The 17339-nt window shown below is 42.9% G+C and carries 15 protein-coding genes; 1 reads left to right on the top strand and 14 read right to left on the bottom strand.

What is annotated here, in order from left to right; all coding sequences use genetic code 11:
• Positions 1-146 precede the first annotated feature (146 nt).
• The 3 genes from L6773_RS08295 to L6773_RS08285 form a co-directional block, all read right to left on the bottom strand.
• Positions 147-2381 (bottom strand): TonB-dependent receptor, encoded by a 2235-nt coding sequence (locus L6773_RS08295; protein WP_237853407.1) that lies wholly within the window; start codon positions 2379-2381, stop codon positions 147-149.
• Positions 2382-2848: 467 nt separating this feature from the next.
• Complete coding sequence (locus tag L6773_RS08290; protein WP_237853406.1) at positions 2849-4840, bottom strand: heavy metal translocating P-type ATPase; 1992 nt, start codon at positions 4838-4840, stop codon at positions 2849-2851.
• Between the two features lie 310 nt (positions 4841-5150).
• Positions 5151-5582 carry a Fur family transcriptional regulator gene (locus L6773_RS08285; protein WP_237853405.1) on the bottom strand — a complete coding sequence of 144 codons (432 nt, stop codon included), beginning with the start codon at positions 5580-5582 and terminating at the stop codon, positions 5151-5153.
• 322 nt (positions 5583-5904) lie between these two features.
• Here L6773_RS08285 and L6773_RS08280 point away from each other — a divergent pair, with 322 nt between their 5' ends.
• Entirely contained in the window at positions 5905-7932 is a 2028-nt protein-coding gene (locus L6773_RS08280; RefSeq protein WP_439653427.1) for a prolyl oligopeptidase family serine peptidase, read from the top strand.
• Positions 7933-8089: 157 nt separating this feature from the next.
• On the opposite strand, the gene L6773_RS08275 is transcribed toward L6773_RS08280, so the two are convergent.
• From L6773_RS08275 to L6773_RS08225, 11 genes are all read right to left on the bottom strand, one after another.
• On the bottom strand, positions 8090-9022 hold the full coding sequence (locus tag L6773_RS08275; protein WP_237853403.1) for a HipA domain-containing protein: 933 nt from the start codon (positions 9020-9022) through the stop codon (positions 8090-8092).
• Positions 9019-9333 carry a HipA N-terminal domain-containing protein gene (locus L6773_RS08270; protein WP_237853402.1) on the bottom strand — a complete coding sequence of 105 codons (315 nt, stop codon included), beginning with the start codon at positions 9331-9333 and terminating at the stop codon, positions 9019-9021. The genes L6773_RS08275 and L6773_RS08270 overlap by 4 nt, the downstream gene beginning before the upstream one ends.
• Positions 9320-9553 carry a helix-turn-helix domain-containing protein gene (locus L6773_RS08265; protein ID WP_237853401.1) on the bottom strand — a complete coding sequence of 78 codons (234 nt, stop codon included), beginning with the start codon at positions 9551-9553 and terminating at the stop codon, positions 9320-9322. The genes L6773_RS08270 and L6773_RS08265 overlap by 14 nt, the downstream gene beginning before the upstream one ends.
• A gap of 200 nt (positions 9554-9753) precedes the next feature.
• On the bottom strand, positions 9754-11142 hold the full coding sequence (hemN, locus tag L6773_RS08260) for an oxygen-independent coproporphyrinogen III oxidase (RefSeq protein ID WP_237853400.1): 1389 nt from the start codon (positions 11140-11142) through the stop codon (positions 9754-9756).
• Complete coding sequence (locus tag L6773_RS08255; protein ID WP_237853399.1) at positions 11129-11608, bottom strand: RrF2 family transcriptional regulator; 480 nt, start codon at positions 11606-11608, stop codon at positions 11129-11131. The genes hemN and L6773_RS08255 overlap by 14 nt, the downstream gene beginning before the upstream one ends.
• 82 nt (positions 11609-11690) lie before the next feature.
• The gene (locus tag L6773_RS08250; RefSeq protein WP_237853398.1) at positions 11691-12887 is read right to left on the bottom strand and encodes a hypothetical protein; all 1197 of its coding nucleotides are present in this window, start codon (positions 12885-12887) and stop codon (positions 11691-11693) included.
• Entirely contained in the window at positions 12874-13923 is a 1050-nt protein-coding gene (locus tag L6773_RS08245; RefSeq protein ID WP_237853397.1) for a COX15/CtaA family protein, read from the bottom strand. Before L6773_RS08245 ends, L6773_RS08250 begins: the two co-directional genes overlap by 14 nt.
• Positions 13924-14088: 165 nt before the next feature.
• On the bottom strand, positions 14089-14886 hold the full coding sequence (locus L6773_RS08240) for an ABC transporter permease (RefSeq protein ID WP_237853396.1): 798 nt from the start codon (positions 14884-14886) through the stop codon (positions 14089-14091).
• Complete coding sequence (locus L6773_RS08235) at positions 14883-15593, bottom strand: ABC transporter ATP-binding protein (protein ID WP_237853395.1); 711 nt, start codon at positions 15591-15593, stop codon at positions 14883-14885. Before L6773_RS08235 ends, L6773_RS08240 begins: the two co-directional genes overlap by 4 nt.
• Positions 15590-16876 (bottom strand): nitrous oxide reductase family maturation protein NosD, encoded by a 1287-nt coding sequence (gene nosD / locus L6773_RS08230; protein ID WP_237853394.1) that lies wholly within the window; start codon positions 16874-16876, stop codon positions 15590-15592. Before nosD ends, L6773_RS08235 begins: the two co-directional genes overlap by 4 nt.
• A complete protein-coding gene (locus tag L6773_RS08225) occupies positions 16876-17325 on the bottom strand; it encodes a hypothetical protein (protein WP_237853393.1) in 450 nt (149 codons plus the stop codon). Before L6773_RS08225 ends, nosD begins: the two co-directional genes overlap by 1 nt.
• Between the last annotated feature and the right edge of the window lie 14 nt (positions 17326-17339).

Below are 17339 nucleotides of genomic sequence, written 5' to 3'. Positions count from 1 at the left end.
TTTTGAGTGAATATTCTCTCCACCAGCTGGCAGAAGTTCATCATTTAAAGGCAAGGGTGTACATCCCCCGAGTTCCCACGACATTCGTCGTGATAACATTTCGCTTTCGCGTTCAATAAATGAGCCCCTTCGAAGGGGGAATTTCGTTACCTGAGATTTAATCTTGCACCCAGCGAGAATGTTCGTCCCACAATGGGTCCCCATGTATAAATTGTATCGAAGTCAGGACCAAAGGGATTCCTGGCATCCACAAGAGGGCTGCCCTGGGTATAATCAAAAATATTTTCTGCCGAGACATACACTTCAAAACCAATTCCGTTAGAGCTGTTCACATTGCTGAACTCTTTAGTGACTTTTAGATCGTGAGTTGAATACGCAGGTGACCACTGGTCTCGCTCAAAATCTTCAACATAACTTTTTGGCATTCGTTTACTTCCGACCAGGTTTCCATTGTATCCTAATGAAAGATCCAAAGAACGAATATCGTAAGTAGCTCCAAATGTGCCTGTATACTCCGGTGCGTAGGTCAAAGCTTGCTTCTGTCCATTCTCATCGGTGTACACGTCCATAATGGTGATGCTTGCATTATAACTGAATGGAATACCGGTAAAATTTTGATCCAGGTCAACCGAGAAGCCGCGCGTAACAGAAAATCCATTGAGGTTTTCATAAATGATTAGTTTTGGGTCCTGATCATAATCGGGAATGATCTTATTTGAAAAATGAGTATAAAACCCATCCAGGCCGACTGTCATTGGGTTTGTTCCAAAAGGAATAATTTGCTCCAAACTCGCCGTGATACTCCTTGATTTTTCGGGATTGAGATCTTCATTGAAGACAACATCACGCGATCCGGTCAGTGCAGCATGATCTTCTGTAAACACATTTACAACCCGAAATCCTGTTCCTGCGCTTGCGCGAAAAGTGGTCAAATCTGTTGGGCTGAATTTTGTGGATAAGCGCGGTGCGGTTACGTAACCGTGTTCGGAATGGTGATCGACTCGGAATCCGCCGAGAAGTGTAAAATCACCAACAGTCAGTTCGCCCTGAGAGAATATTCCCGGGATCCAGCGTCGATCGATGCCATCAGAGGTAGCAGGAGTATTGTCGTCATAAGTTTCGTATCGTAAAGTTGTTCCTGACAGCAGTTTAAAATGATCACCAATGGTCTGATCCCACGTAGCCTGGCCAAATATGATACCCTGCTGAGCATCGTACCAATCAGTGCCATAATAGCTGTCCTGGTCATGGTATGTCACAGCTCCGCTAAATCTAAGTTGCTCATTTAATCCACCAGGGCGGAGATCTGTCATCAATTCAAAGCGATTTGTGTAGATCGATTCACCGTATATCTGGTCAGATCCCCGAAGGTCATCCGTAAACTCCCGGAGGCCTCCTGTTCGATTCTCACTGTAAAACTTTGTGGCTACATTTAGTCGCTGCTCCATATTTTTACCGAGCAATGTGCCCTTCCCGAAAAGAGAGACTCGGGACTGTTTTACGAGGTCATTAAAGCTGTCTTCATTTTTGTCAAAATAGTTTTCAAGGCGGACAATATTTCCGCTGACAAATCCTTCAAATCGATCAAATTTTGGAGAGTAGGCAATATTTAAGTTTCCCTCCTCAGTGCTCTTTCCATAAAGGTCTGCTGAAAATGTGGGTGTAGTAGCCGGATTCTTTGTGATAATATTAACCACGCCTCCTAACGCTTGTGTACCGTATAATGTAGATTGTGGGCCTTTGATCACTTCCACCTGGTCGATAATAGATGGACTGATTCCATTCAACCCATAAACCGAAGCCAAAGCCCCCATAATCGGCATTCCGTCGATTAGTACGGCTGTGTTGGGGCCTTCCACTCCGTTGATTCGAATTGCATTGGTCCCGCAAACTCCACAGTTTAGTTGCGTGGAAAGTCCATTCACACTGCTGATCAAATCCATGATATTGGCACTGATCTTCCCCTGCTGGAGCTGTTCAGATTTTACCACACTGACTTTGACGGGAGAATCTTTTACATAGGTTTTCCGCATAGTTCCGGTCACAACAACCTGCTCGAGTTCGAGAGTAGATGCTTCCAGTTGAATATTCAGTTCCAGAGTTTCACCTGCAGGAACTTCAATACGTTCAGAATATTTTTTAAACCCAACTGATGATACTTCAAGTGTGTATGTGCCGGGTGTAATATTTTTTATTTGATAAAATCCTTCCAGATCAGTAGCTACTCCTTTTTGGCTTTCGGCAAAGCCAACATTGGCACTTATCACGGGTTCACCATCCGATGTAATAATGCCATGAATTTCTCCAACCTGATTCTGGGCAGTTCCCACAAAGGGAAGTAATAGAAAGAAAACGAGTGGAAAAAGATGTGACTTTCTCATATTAAAACTATTAATTTAGCCATAGCTAAAAATTAGTTTATCTAATACATTAAGTCAAGCAGGGAATTTTAAAAAATAGATAAGTGATTAGGGATATATCGAATGAGTGGATGCAGCCAGATCTTTTTTTAAAAAGCATTCTCATCCTATGATGGAGAAAAGGCTAATCAAAATCCATTCTCTGAATACGAACGGCATTTAGAACCGCAAGAAGAGCCACACCCACGTCTGCAAATACAGCCTCCCAAAGTGTAGCAATTCCGATGGCTCCCATGAAAAGTACGATGCCTTTACTGGTTCCAAAGGTCTCCTTTGGAACCTACGCCTGAAGCTCTGCTTCTACTAAAGTAGAAACCCTCTACCGTAACTGAAGCGGAGCTTCCAAAGGGGCGTTGCGAAGGAGGACCTTCGCAACGAGTTTAAACGTTAAGAATGGCAACGCTTATTTTCAGTGACTGCATGGATGTTTAATCAAAATCCATTCTCTGAATACGAACGGCATTTAGAACCGCAAGAAGAGCCACACCCACGTCTGCAAATACAGCCTCCCAAAGTGTGGCAATTCCGATGGCTCCCATGAAAAGTACGATGCCTTTAACACCCATCGCAAGGCCAATATTTTGCCATACAATATTGCGGGTTTTTTTTGCGATTTTTATTGCAGTGGCAATTTTTGATGGTTGATCCGTTTGAATCACAACGTCCGCCGTTTCGATGGCAGCGTCACTTCCCATCGCACCCATGGCGATACCAATGTCACTTAAAGCCAGAACCGGCGCATCATTAATTCCATCGCCCACGAAAGCAGTGGTTCCCTGGTATTGTATTTTGATCTCTTCGAATTTTTCTGCTTTATCTTCAGGAAGTAGTTCGCCAAACACCTGGTCGATGTTCAAAAGATTTCCGATTCTATCCGCTTCTGATTTAAGATCGCCACTAAGCATAAATGTACGCTCAACTCCAAGATTACGAATTTTTTGAATAGCGTTGGCCGAGTCCTCCTTTACTTTGTCAGAAATGGTTAACAATCCGGCGTGTTTTCCATCAACTGCTAAATGAATCAATGTCTCATTAGAACCATTTGAGTATCCATTGAGGTCGATGTTTTTAAGATCCATCAACTTTTTATTTCCGATCAGGATCTTCGAATCATCCACATTTGCTTGTATTCCGTGGCCCGGTATTTCTGATTGTTCAGATACCTTTAAAGATGATCCGTTATTATGCTTCGTAAAATCTGTGATTGCTTTAGCAATGGGATGTGTTGAGTTCTTCTCCGCGGCATGTAAATAGGAATAGAGTTGATCTTTATCATGACCGAAACTCTGAAACTCCTGAACAGCGAAGACACCTTTAGTGAGTGTACCGGTTTTATCAAATACGACAGTTTTTACAGATTTGAGGGCATCGAGATAGTTTGAACCTTTTACAAGGATTCCATTTCGAGAAGCAGCTCCAATTCCTCCGAAGTAACCAAGCGGAATAGAGATTACGAGCGCACAAGGGCATGAAATTACAAGAAAAACCAATCCTCGATAAAACCACTCTTCAAACAGGTAATTATCAACAAAAAACCATGGAGTCAGAACCAGAAGTGTTGCCAACAATACAACAATAGGAGTGTAGACTCGAGCAAAAGAACGGATAAACTGTTCAGTTTTTGATTTTCTGGAAGCAGCTTCCTGAACCATTTTCAGGATTTGGGTGATGGAGTTATTTTCGTAAGTGCTGATAACCTCAATCTCAATCAGCTGGTCCTGGTTAATAAATCCCGAAAGTACTTTTTCATCTTTCTGAAATTGTCTCGGTTTACTTTCCCCGGTGATGGCGGATGTATCAAACGAAGTACTTTCAGTTAATAAAATACCATCCAAAGGAATGCGTTCGCCGGGCCTCACCTGGATGATATCACCAATCTGAACATCTTTGGGATGTACGATTTCGAATGCATCGTCACGTTTCAAAAGAGCCGTTTTTGGTCGGATATCCAGTAGTGCTTTGATATTACCACGTGCTTTTTGAACCGCTCTGAGCTGAAACGCTTCACCTACAGAATAGAAAAGCATCACTGCTACCCCTTCGGGATACTCACCAATCAAAAAAGCGCCAATAGTGGCAATTCCCATCAAAAAGAATTCTGTAAACAGGTCACCTTTTTTAAGTTGATTGTATCCCTGTTTCAAAACAGGCAGCCCTACAGGAAGATAAGCGAGACCATACCACCCGATTCGAACCGGCTCAGAAAACCAAGAGGGCTGAATGAACGCATCCAATATCAGGCCAATTACAAGCATCAAAAAACTAACAAGCGGCTGCCAATGATCTTTTATATAGGATGAGCTATCATCGGTAGTTTTATGATCAGCATCATGTAATGAGCCTGAGCAACAACAGCCTTGACTTGCATTCTGAGGCTGCGGAGTGCAGCAGCTATCACTGGTATCTATACTTTTATTCATCAAACAAATCTTTACTTCCATCAATACATCAACCGAAAATTAGGAAGTAAAGAGATGCAACAATATTGCAAAGATTGATACAAGCAGATCTTTGCTCTACCGGGACATTTGGAGGGTAAAAAAGTGCTTGATTTGGGAGGGCGTCCCTTTAGGGTACGCTTGGTGAAAAAAGGGCTAAAGATTTTGAAAAATGATGGACTCTCTTAACAGCCATTACCACTCGTTCAGATTGGGTCGGAAACAGATGGGACCTGAATATTGGTTACCAACCAATTCTTTCTGATGAATGAAAAATCCGTGAAAGCCACTGTTAATTTCTACAAGTCGGACAAACACCGTTAATTACAAAATCTCCGGAGACGGGGTGGTAATCATCAGGGAGGGAGATGCTTGGAACGGACCGATCAGGGAAACAATACGTTTTTTTGCAGGAGTTGCAGTAGAAATGGACATGTACATCTTCAGGGTAGGCACAACTACAATCATCTGCGCAGAGAGCATATTTGGCACTGCCACTCAAATCATGAATTTCGTGAACGAGCCCTTTATCCTCAAACGTTTTCAGAGTTCGGTAAAGAGTTGTTCGATCTGAATTTTTGAAATGCTGTTCAACATCGGACAGGTTCACTGCCTCATCTTTTTGCACCAGATATTCCAAAACCAGCAACCGCATCGCCGTGGGTTTGATGCTGCGGCTTTCCAACTTCTCAACGAGAGCGTTATTTCTAGTAGCTGATTCCATGTGAGTGTAAAGATATAACACTTTTGAGATAAAAAAATTATCTGTCGCTAAGGTTTGCCACGGAGGTACAGAGAACCATAGAGAGTAAACGTGGAGATCGTTGTGGATTCTTTGAGTCGTTGAGGTTCATGAGCCATAATTTATGGTAAATTTTGTCAATGATAGGAATGTGGAGTAAGGTATGCGGTGAGTGGGTTTATTCACACCGCACTCCCCACTCCTCATGGCATCGTATACAAGGTTGAGATTAAAATCATTGGCAATTCAGTAGATTAGTCCATTACTTATTTGCAAATTTAAAATCAGAATTAATTCCTTCATCATGCTTCGTAAGCGTCTGTTTGTCCTAGTTTTACTGTTTTCAATCCCGACTCTTCTATTCGCTCAAAATCAACCATTTTCGCGAATGGATATCTTTGATCTTCAATGGATTCAGGATCCCCAAATTTCACCGGATGGCAACCAAATTATCTATGTCCGTCGCGGGATGGATATCATGAAAGACAGTCGAACGGCAAGTTTGTGGATGATCAATGCTGATGGAACGGGACATCACAAATTAACCAACCGATCAGAAAGTGAATCCAGCCCGGTATGGTCGCCCAGCGGTGACCGGATTGCGTTCACCAGTTCCGAGGAAGATCATGGATCTGAGCTGTTTATCTACTGGGTTGATTCCGGCAAGACAGCTCGCATTTCTCAATTGGAGCGTTCGCCCGGCGGACTCTCATGGTCGCCTGATGGCAGTCAGATAGCATTTTCAATGAAGGTACCGGAGTCAAATCCCACGCTTGTCACTCCTCCATCCAAACCGGACGGTGCTGAATGGGCCGATGCCCCGAGAGTTACAACTCGCCTGAATTATGAGCAGGATGGAAGTGGATATATCGAACCGGGTTTTAGACAGTTGTTTGTGGTGAATGCAGATGGTGGTGCGGTTCGGCAACTTACGGATGATGATTATCACAACGGTGGTCAGCCAACCTGGACTCCGGATGGCAAACATCTGCTGTTCTCAGCCAATCGGCGTCCGGACTGGGAACGAAATTATCGAAACTCTGAGATCTATTCATTGGATATAAGCAGCGGTGAAATCAAGGAATTGACCGACCGAAATGGCCCTGATTATTCACCAACGGTTTCGCCGGATGGAGAGACAATCGCGTATCTTGGGTATATGGATATGGTTCAAACTTACCAGGTAACCAAACTTTGGCTGATGGATCGCGACGGATCAAACCGAAGGGAGATTGAAACCGGTTTGGATCGGTCTCTTTCTGATATCTCCTGGAGTAGCGATGGTACCGGAATCTATTTTATGTATGATGATGAAGGTATAACAAAAATCGGTTTTACCGATCTGGATGGAGATACTGAACTTGTCGCTGAAAATATTGGTGGAACAACTATTGGTCGTCCGTATGGTGGAGGGTCCTATTCCAAGTCGGAGGATGATCAGATATCTTTTACGTTGGCATCACCGTATCATCCTGCAGAGTTGGCATTGGTTGGGATGGGAGAAGAAGCCCAGAAAATCACAAGCTTGAACGAGCCGCTTTTCAGCAACAGAAATTTAGGTGAAGTAGAAGAGATTTGGTACCAATCGTCTGTGGATGGAATAGATATTCAAGGTTGGATTGTGACGCCTCCAAATTACGATCCGGATCGATCCTATCCTCTATTGGTTGAAAATCACGGCGGACCGATTTCTAATTACGGCGAAAGGTTTTCGGCGGAAGTTCAGCTTTATGCCTCGGCCGGTTATGTTATTTTTTATCCCAATCCAAGGGGAAGTACGGGATATGGCGAGGAGTTCGGGAATCTGCTCTATCATGATTATCCGGGAGATGATTACCAGGACGTGATGGATGGCGTAGATCTATTGATTGAGCGAGGAATCACTACAGAAGACAGCCTCTATGTAACGGGCGGAAGTGCCGGAGGAATTATGACAGCGTGGATGGTCGGCAAGAACGATCGGTTTGAAGCGGCGGCTGTGGTAAAACCGGTCATGAACTGGATCAGCAAAACCCTGTCAGCTGATAATTATTACGGATATGCGAATTATCGGTATCCGGGGCAACCCTGGGAAAATTTTGAGGAGTATTGGAGCTACTCACCGATCTCGCTGGTCGGGAATGTGGAGACACCGACATTGGTAATGGTTGGAACGGATGACCTACGAACACCGCCTTCAGAAGCCAAACAACTCTACAGCGCTTTGAAAATCAGGGATATTGAAACGGCGTACGTTGAGATCCCGGGTGCAAGCCATTCGATTGTGAGTCGACCCAGTCAACTGATTACAAAAGTAGATCACGTACTGGCATGGTTTGAGAAGTATCGGTAAGTGATATGAAGATTTATAAAAATGTTATCTAACGCGTTTACCGGTTAGCCAATGTGTAGTTGAAGCACTCCCGAAGGTTCAAGACGGAGGTCCTTCCGTCTATTAACCGGTAAATGCGCTGTTCAAATATATTTAAAGGTTTACTGCTATAAGTGACCTACAGCCAGCCTATATCTTTTCGCCGTTTGCTTAATATGTTTTTATAAGCTTTTTTCATGTCATCACTTAGAAAACAGATTTCTATTAATTGATTCCATCTTGGAAAGGCAGATTGAATATCTTGTTTTATATTCGTTAATACTTTTTGATTTAAACCCAGCCTTTCACCTCCGAAATAGTCGAAAAATATTTCTTCATTAAAGTTTGTTTTTTTCCCCTGAAGCGGCAGTGCCATCTCCTCTGTTGCATCAGCAAGCACGATGGTCGTATTCAATAAATCGTAGACCGGAGACAGTTCTATCTTACCATCCTGGTGAATCAAAGAAAAATTCTTGAGGTGCATATCTTCATTGCCACAAAGCCAGGAAAACAGAACCCTGCGAAATAACTTCATTTTTTCAACCATGGGAAAGGTACAATAATCCTCGATGAGTGTAACTACTTTTTCCATGGAGTAATTATACTTTGTACTGCGGCTTTTGCCAGCAACCTGAGCAAAATCTTCCACATGCCTCTTGCCGGTTCGTCCAACCCGGTCAAATCGACGAATAAAATAGAGTATGGAGCCATCTTTGGCATAAATAAGTCCATGGAAGGGTACATCAATACCACAAGCGACAGCCATACGCATTGTTACATCTTCATTTTCCGGAACTTCTTCATAATCCGACAACGGTGGTTTTAAGATGTAGCTTCCGTACTTATCAACTACTTTAAAAATACCCTCCTTTACACTGAGTTGTGCACTCAGCTTGGGCTGCACACCAGCGATCGACATTTTTGTCATCCGTTTTTGTGCTTCCCTGACCTGTTCCCGGCGTGTAAACGGAAAGGGACCCAGTTCTTTTAAAGTTGGATTTAATCTGTTCAATCCCGTTTTGCTGTAGGTTCCTGAAGTCACCTCCTGATATGTAATTGGACAACGGGTCATTCGCATACCTCCCGAATTGTCACCGCACCAACGGTGTCTTCTCCAACGGCAATCAATTGAGCAAAAGAATCATTACGGTCAATCTTATTGGTCCGTAGCAGCATCTCCAGGTTTACTCCTTCAGGTAACAGGCCCTCGAAAAAGGGAGGAAAGTGGTTGTACTCGAATATCTTTTTTTTCACCGGCATTGTAACCGAGATAGGCGGTCCATCATAATCACTGCTATAGCTAAACCGATATCGTTTATTTTTTTTCTGCTCGATGAGGATACCGGCTTTTTCGCCATGCATAAAAACTTCAGCCTTTTTCATAAACCTCTTCCTCACAGTTCTTCATAATGGGACTTTCTAACATTATTGTGATATTCAGAGCATTGCATACCTTTTTCAGTGAGTCGAACTGAATGGTTTCCTTACCATGTTCGATATCAAAGACTACGGTTTTCCCCACACCCGCTAAATCAGCTAATTGTTTTTGCGTTAGCCTACTCTTTTTGCGATGGCAGCAGATGAGATCTCCGAATCGTTCCATAAGCATATATATTACTGTTTAAGCATAATTTTTAATTATTATAATAAATAAATTTTAGAAATTCATTCTGTAATAATATTAATTACTGTTAAAGCAGTAATATTATCAATAAAACAATGGATAGATGAGGAAGAGTAGTAAAAAAAGTAAATTTTACTGGTAAGACAGTAAAATGTTGGGGTTGAAACGTCTGTGTTCAATCAAACTGTCTTCGAATATGCAGCTTTAAGTCGGGATTGTTTCAAATACTCATCAAATACCATCGCGATATTTCTCAAAAAGAGTCGGCCGGTTTCGGTGATGTGGAATCCGTTTGGAGTTTGAATGAGAAGTCCGTCTCTTTCAAATTCTGGTAACAGATCAAGCTCTGCTGGATATTTTTTCGGTATATCGACTCCCGTTTCTTCAAGGAACTGTGAATAGTTGATTGCTCCTTTGCACATGATCTGCATGATGATCTTTTTCCGGAGTTTATCTTCATCCGTCAATGAATACCCTTTTTTGACCGGAAGTTGTCCTTCTTCGAGAAGGCGGTAATACTCATCGAGATCCTTGGTGTTTTGATAAAAAAGCCTGCTGCTCTGGGAGATGCCGGACATTCCAAGCGCAATCATGTCCAGCTCGGCATGCGTGCTGTATCCCTGGAAATTTCTGTGCAGCGTACCTTCATGGAGCGCCTTGCTGAGCTCATCAGTCTCTTTGGCAAAGTGATCCATCCCGATATATTCATACCCATTTTCTTGCAGGTATTCGATAGCCGTTAAAAGCATAGAAAGCTTCTCTTGAGTCGATGGAAAATCTTCCTCCTTCAGCAACTTTTGAGCGGGCATCATCGAGGGAATATGTGCGTAGCTGTAAATGGCATAACGATTCGGGTTCAGGCTTAAAGTATCATCAAGAGTTTTCTGAAATGAAGCCGGTTTTTGCTTTGGCAGCCCATATATCAAATCAATATTGACATGATGAATACCGTGATTCCTAAGAAATTCGGTTACTTTCTGTGACTGTTCGAATGGCTGAATACGGTGGATTGCTTTTTGTACCTCAGGGTTTGTGTCCTGAACACCAAGTGAAGCACGGTTGCAGCCAATTTCAGCAAGAGCTGCGATATGCTCCTCCGAAACCCTCCTTGGATCGATCTCAACGCTATATTCAGGATTTGGATGTACTTTGAAGTACGTCTGAATCATTTCTCCAAGTCGGCGAAGTTGTCCGGGATCGAGGAAGGTGGGAGTGCCGCCGCCAAAATGAATCTGTTTGAGACTTGAATCCTCGTGCATCTGCTCTGAAACGAGCTGCATCTCCTTCTCGAGAAAATCAAGATACAGCGTACCCCGATCCTGAACTTTGGTAATTATTTTTGTACATCCACAATACCAGCATAACGAAAAACAGAATGGAATGTGGATATAGAGCGAGTAGTCTCGCGGATAATTTTGCCGGTTTTTGAGTTCATCCTGCAGGTATTTTGGATCGAAGTTTGGTTCAAATTGAACGGCAGTAGGGTACGAGGTGTACCTCGGGCCTGCTACATTATATTTTTCGATCAGTGCAGGGAGACTTGAACTCTCTAAATCACTTTGGTTCATCCTCATGGTCATTAAAAAGAATATCGAAACCACCGTCTGTTGTCAGGCGAAGGTTTTCCTCCATACCCTTTTCAGCAAGTTCTGTCAAAGTAGTTTCTTCTAGCATTTCCCGGATTCCGTCGCGTGTTTCTGCCCATTTATCATGAAGAGGGCATGGGTTTTTCGTTCCGCAACCGGGTAATCCCAGCGCACACTCTGTAAGCAGTTGTGATCCGTCAATCGCCAGGACAATATCCATAAGTGGAACTTCTGCTCCATTGCGATTCAAACGAATTCCGCCATTAGGCCCCTTAAAAGATTCCATAATTCCTTCAGCCGTAAGCTGTTGTAGAATTTTTGTTAAAAAGTGGAAGGAAATTTCAAGTTTGTCACTCATTTTTCGAATGGGTACATACTCTCCGTTGTCTCTGGTTGCGAGGAATAGTGAAGCCCGCAAGCCGTATACACACGATTTTGATAATAGCATATTCTCTATTTTAGGTTATTGAGACTCTTTTGTCTTAAAATATGTTTTTTTCCGTTCATATGCCATTTAAATCTACAAAAAACTACCCTTTCGACACTTTTCTGAGAAGTATCCAGGCGGCAGGAAATACCGGCAGAAATGCAATATACATCACAATTTGGTAAGGTTGATCAGGGGTCAGCCGGTTAGGACTGTATCCGCTGATCAGGAATAAAGACCCTATGACCAACACTACCGACACAGTAAATATTTGTACAACTATTGAATGATCCCGAAATGAAAAAATTTTGAACATACTGATGGAAACAATACCCAGCAGAATTAGGTGGAGGTAGAGAATCCGCAAGCCGTGTTCAGCCGGCCAAAGATCAATTGGAAGTGCAGCAACAGCCTGGAATAAAATTTTCAATCCAATCAAAACAAGGATTGTTTTCCATACAAAACCTGTGAACTTCTTTGATTTGAGAAATATATAAAGATGAAGCACGAAGGACAGAATGATCAGCCCCAAACCAACTTTAGCTGAAAGAAGCATAATTGGTGTGACCAGCGATTGAGTGAGGCTAAAGGGAAAGATTAAAATCGATCCAATTAAAAGAGGCTGCCATAACCATCCGGTTTGAATTGATCGTGGCTGCAGATTCATGTAATTCCAAATAATGCCCATTACTCCGAGGAGTGCCCACCCCTCTGTAAAAACAGCAAGGAAAAAATGTGTGAGTGCTGATGAAAAAAGCGGGTTATGGATTCCGCTGAACTGAAACACGGAAACTCCCCAGGCCCCGAGTGAACTGATCAGAAGCGCCGTTAATGCTCCGTCGAACAAGTTCAAAGAAAAGTCTGAAATTTTTCTCTTTCGATGTTGATAATAGAGCCAGGCAAACCAGTACCATGTAATCATGATAAGTCCTGAAATGATTGCAGCGATAGGCAGATTAGCCTGACCAAGTGAAACGGACCGGTATCCATACAACAAGAAAAAGGGATAGGAGAGAAAACCCAACCCCATCATGGTATAGAGACATGATTTGAATGCTTTGTGATTGAGATCACGCTTTTGGCCGGCTAGTACAGAGGCCATCCACACCATGATGGGGGGAGAGATCCAATTAAAAAACATCAGGTGGGAATGGGCGTGACGAATATTTACCAAATCCATTGAACCGGGCAATGGATAGAGCATCCCAACTCGATAGATGAAACCGGTAAAAGCTGCAATCAGAAAGCTAAGTATAGAAAGCTTCCAAATCCGGTTGTATTGGTTGTTAATTGATTTCATGGGAACCCAAAGAATCGGTTTGATTCAGGGTTTTCAGGAATGCAACAATAAAACCAAAAAGTACAAGAGCCATCGCCTGGTGAAGAACTCCGAGCCAGATTGGAACGTGAAAGACCAGGGTAAAGACACCGATAAGATATTGTGCTAACACAATTGCCAGGAGTGAAAGACTCCATTTTTTTGTGAAGAATGTAGTATCCAGTATGAAGGAGCGAATCCAGATGGCAATTGCTATCAGGCCAATCAACGTCCCAAAAACCCGATGGATCCACTGCACGGTAACGATATTATCAAAAAAATTGAGAATTATGGGTTCAATAACCCAAAGTTCCGGAGGCGCCCAGTGCTCATACATCTTTGGGAAGGTATTATAGACATGCCCTGCCTGCATATTGGCAACAAAAGCACCGTAGATAATCTGGATAACCAACAGTCCCATCAGTCCATAGAGCCACCAACGCAACTCTTTGCCGGTTTCTTCGCGCGGATTTGCTGACGGGGTTAAATCCAGGGCGTACCAGATGCAGAATCCCACAATAGTGAAAGCCAGTAAAAGGTGAGCGGCAAGTCGATAGTGGCTTACTTCAGGAATATCCACCAGTCCGCTCATCACCATAAACCAACCCAAAAAACCCTGGCTTAAACCCAAAGTAAATAGAATGATTCCCCTTTTGATGTTCTTCGAATCAATTTTCTTTTTGATGACAAACCACGCAAATGGTACTATGAAAACTAATCCAAGAATACGCCCGATCAGTCTGTGAATATACTCCCAAAAAAAGATGGTCTTAAACTCCGGAAGTTCCATATTGTAGTTTATTTGCTGATACTCCGGAAACTGCTTGTATTGTTCAAATGTCTCTTCCCATTGTGCATCAGAAAGAGGAGGAATAGCACCCATAATGGGGTTCCAGTCTACCATTGAGAGGCCGGAACCGGTCAGGCGGGTGATTCCACCTACAACCACCATTACAAAAATCAGAATTGCACCGCTCCAGTACCAACGTCGAACGTGTTTTTTATCATCAGAAGTCATACTTCAATAATAATGAGTTAAAGTCTTAGTGTTTAGGATGCTAAAGATAATGGTGAGAAAGTATGATTTTTATAAGGTAATCCCTGATTAGATTTTACCCATCTGACCGCTCCAGGCGGTCTGACGGGTGTTCGTACCTTAAAGCATCTATTAACAAAAAAATCTCTAAAAATCCTTTTTCCTGAAGAGTCTCAGTCCAAGCCACATGGGTAAAATGAGCCACAGAACCAGCATGAAAGAGGCTGTGAGCATCCCTTTTAATGAGCCGAGAAATTGACTAAAAACGGCCCCGGTATACCCCATCAGTGCGGAAATATCAAACTCAAGCAGTATCAGGATTCGACCGAGGTCTATTGGGTTTAGCATGGTTAATCCTACTACACCTGTTTCGATTGGATAGTCTCCTAAGAGAAAAATCAGAAGGAGGATTAAACCGTCATAGATAACAGCCATGAAAAGCCAGATCATCAATGAATAGCCAAATCCTTTAATTTTCTCCTCATAATAGGCCAGGCCCATCACAAAACCGAGACCGGTAAAGATGAAAGTTAAAATGGCACCGATTCCCAAAACCAGAACAGTTTGCATGGCCGGTTCACCTGAAAAATTACCGTGCCAGATGAGTGGCAGCGTAGTACCGGCAAGGAAAGCTGAGGTTAGGGGTCCCGAAATGCCTGTAAACAATCCCCAGTAAAGGGTTTCACGGTTTACAGGTTGTGTAAGTAAAAGCTCAAGGTAATCTCTTGACTGATAGATGAAGAGGATACCATAAAGCATGCTAATGAGTGGAATAAATAGCAGAATTACATTGCTCAGGCTAACTAAAACTTCCGCTCCACCGCCCGTAAATCGGAAAAGGGTATCTGTAAGAAGAAGGAAAATAAGACCATAACCAATCAGCCATCGTGCCCGCAAAAGCGTCTGGAATTCATTTCGTACGATTTGATAATAAACAGCTATCATAATTCGACCCCCTCCATCATTTGTGCAATCGCACCCTCTAGGTGATCCTGACGGTTATCTTTCAGCAGATCCCCAATAGTACCGTAATATTGGATTTTGCCTTCGAGGATAAAGACCACATGTTCAACGAGCTGTTCGAGTTCACTCATAATATGCGAGGTGATCAGAATCGTTTTTCCGGCCCTTTTCTCATTCCGAATACGCTCTTTAAAGATGTAGCTTGAGCGTGGGTCAAGGCCTGCGGTTGGTTCATCAAGAAAAAGGATGGATGGGTTGAACATCATGGCGAGAACAGCCCCTACTTTCTGCCGATTTCCACCTGACAAAACACGCAGTGGTTTTTCTACCTCAGAGTAGAGGTTAAACTCCTCAATGAGTTGATTTCTAAACTCTCCCGGTTGGTCCCGTAGGTTCTCCATAAAATCAAATAGTTCAGTAGCATACATATTTTCAGGATAACGGGCCTGTTGTGGCATATAACCGATATCCCGGCGATAGATGTGATTTCCGTTTAATACCGTGTTGTTGATAGTAATGGTACCGGAATCGGGTTTTACTAAGCCAAGCATTGTTTTAATGAGTGTGGTTTTGCCTGATCCGTTCGGCCCCACGATTCCGATAGATTGACCGGTGGGAATCTCCAGGTCTATATTCCTGAGAACATGATGATCCCCGAATGATTTTTGTAGTTGTTGGATCGTAATCATTGGTTTGGTTGCATTAAAGGTTTTGGGTCAACGAGGTTTTTTGGAGTCAACACCGGGAAAACACGCTCTGCTGTATCTAAAACACCGGCCATTATACTTCGCAGCATAATAAGTGAAAGTGGTTCTTTCTCTGCAAGAAGTGAAAATAGCCGTACCGGGCGGTATTCCACATCTCCGATTCCATCGCCATTCAGGTCGTAACCTTCGTACTGGCTCCAGTAGTTGCCCTCGTAGTGATTGGGATTTTGGCGGCTGTTGGTTGTAACTTCAAATACATTACTGATGAAGTTGTTTTGCTCAATTCGATTATCTAATCCATTGGCCATCATTCGCAGAGCTGTGCCGTTGTTTCGAAATTCATTCTGTTCAATGAGAACCCGGTTTGAAGCTTCGCTGTAGATTCCCACTGAGTTCGACTCGAACAGGTTATATTTCACAACGCTGTCGTTAATCTCTTTAAGAAGCAGGCCGTATCGATTCGCTCCCCAGTTATTGATAAAATGATTGTGCAGCATCTCCACATTTTTGGTATACATCACAGCCACTCCGGAAGTATTATCCTCAAAAGTATTACCGATATAGCTGCATGAATTGGAATACATAAAATGCAGGCCATAGCGGATGTTACTGAAAACATTGTTTCCGCTCATTTTGCTCTCTTCTACAAATTCAAGATAGATGCCATCGCGGTGCCCGGTAATTGTATTATTGTGAGCTTCCACATTTTTACTGTACCACAAATGGATGCCATTACCCGATGTGGTTTGCCTCTTTGCATTGGAAAAAATGTTGTTGTTTGATACTAGAATACGTTCACTTTTGGCGATGAAGATGCCAAAGAAATTATTGGTTAGAGTCAGGTCTTCAACATGAATATCTCTGCTGTTTTCGATTAGAATGGCAGCGAAGTCTTCCATAAAACCGGACCCGGAGTTTCGGATTTCAAAATTTTTGAGGGTGATGTTTGTCCCCTTCAAAATCAAACCGTATCCCCGCTCTTCAATGTCAAGGATGGATCCCTCTTGCCCTTGTAGAGTAATGGATTTGCTAATCTGGAGGTCATGAATGGCATAAACTCCGGGCTCAAGAAGAACTGTATCCCCGGAATCGGCACGTTGTATTGCGTTTTCAATAGATGAATTCAAAATTCCGGGCTCAGATTTTACACGGATCGTGTTGGTCTGGGCGGTCAGTGATTCGAACATAACAAACAGAATCAGCAGAAGTTGACTTAAAAAAAGATGTCGTGTCCGAAATGTTTTTAAAAAAATCGCAGATTTCATTACCTGATCTCCCAACTGCTAGTTACATACTGAACGATTTGCTGCCATGTTTGCAGTTCAGCATCATCAATCATCTCAGGAACATTTGAATCACTTCTGAGAGCAAACAATGATAATCCCATAGGACTCTGGATATCGTCGGATTTGTAAATGTCTGATTCTTCAACAAGCAACCAATGTCGGGGTTCGGTGAAGCTGGTTACGTACAGTTTTGCACCTTCTGCAACGCCGGGGTTGGTATGCTCATAGGCAGCCATGCATTCAATGCTGTCGAACGGGTATGACTTTCCTTTATCGGATACAAGCTGTGCTGTATAGCGCCCATCAGAAATGACCATCTTACAATAGGTACACTCATCCGTATGGATCTGAACCTCTGAAGGTTCCTGGCTCAGGCATCCGCTCAATAAGAATAATACGGGTAGTAATAAGAGAATTATGTTTTTCACGGTTCTGCTCTTTT

The sequence above is a fragment of the Rhodohalobacter sulfatireducens genome, from assembly GCF_022012475.1.
GTDB classification, from domain to species: domain Bacteria; phylum Bacteroidota; class Rhodothermia; order Balneolales; family Balneolaceae; genus Rhodohalobacter; species Rhodohalobacter sulfatireducens.
The sequence above is the reverse complement of the archived record's forward strand: the minus strand, read 5'-3'. Positions and strand labels throughout refer to the sequence as shown.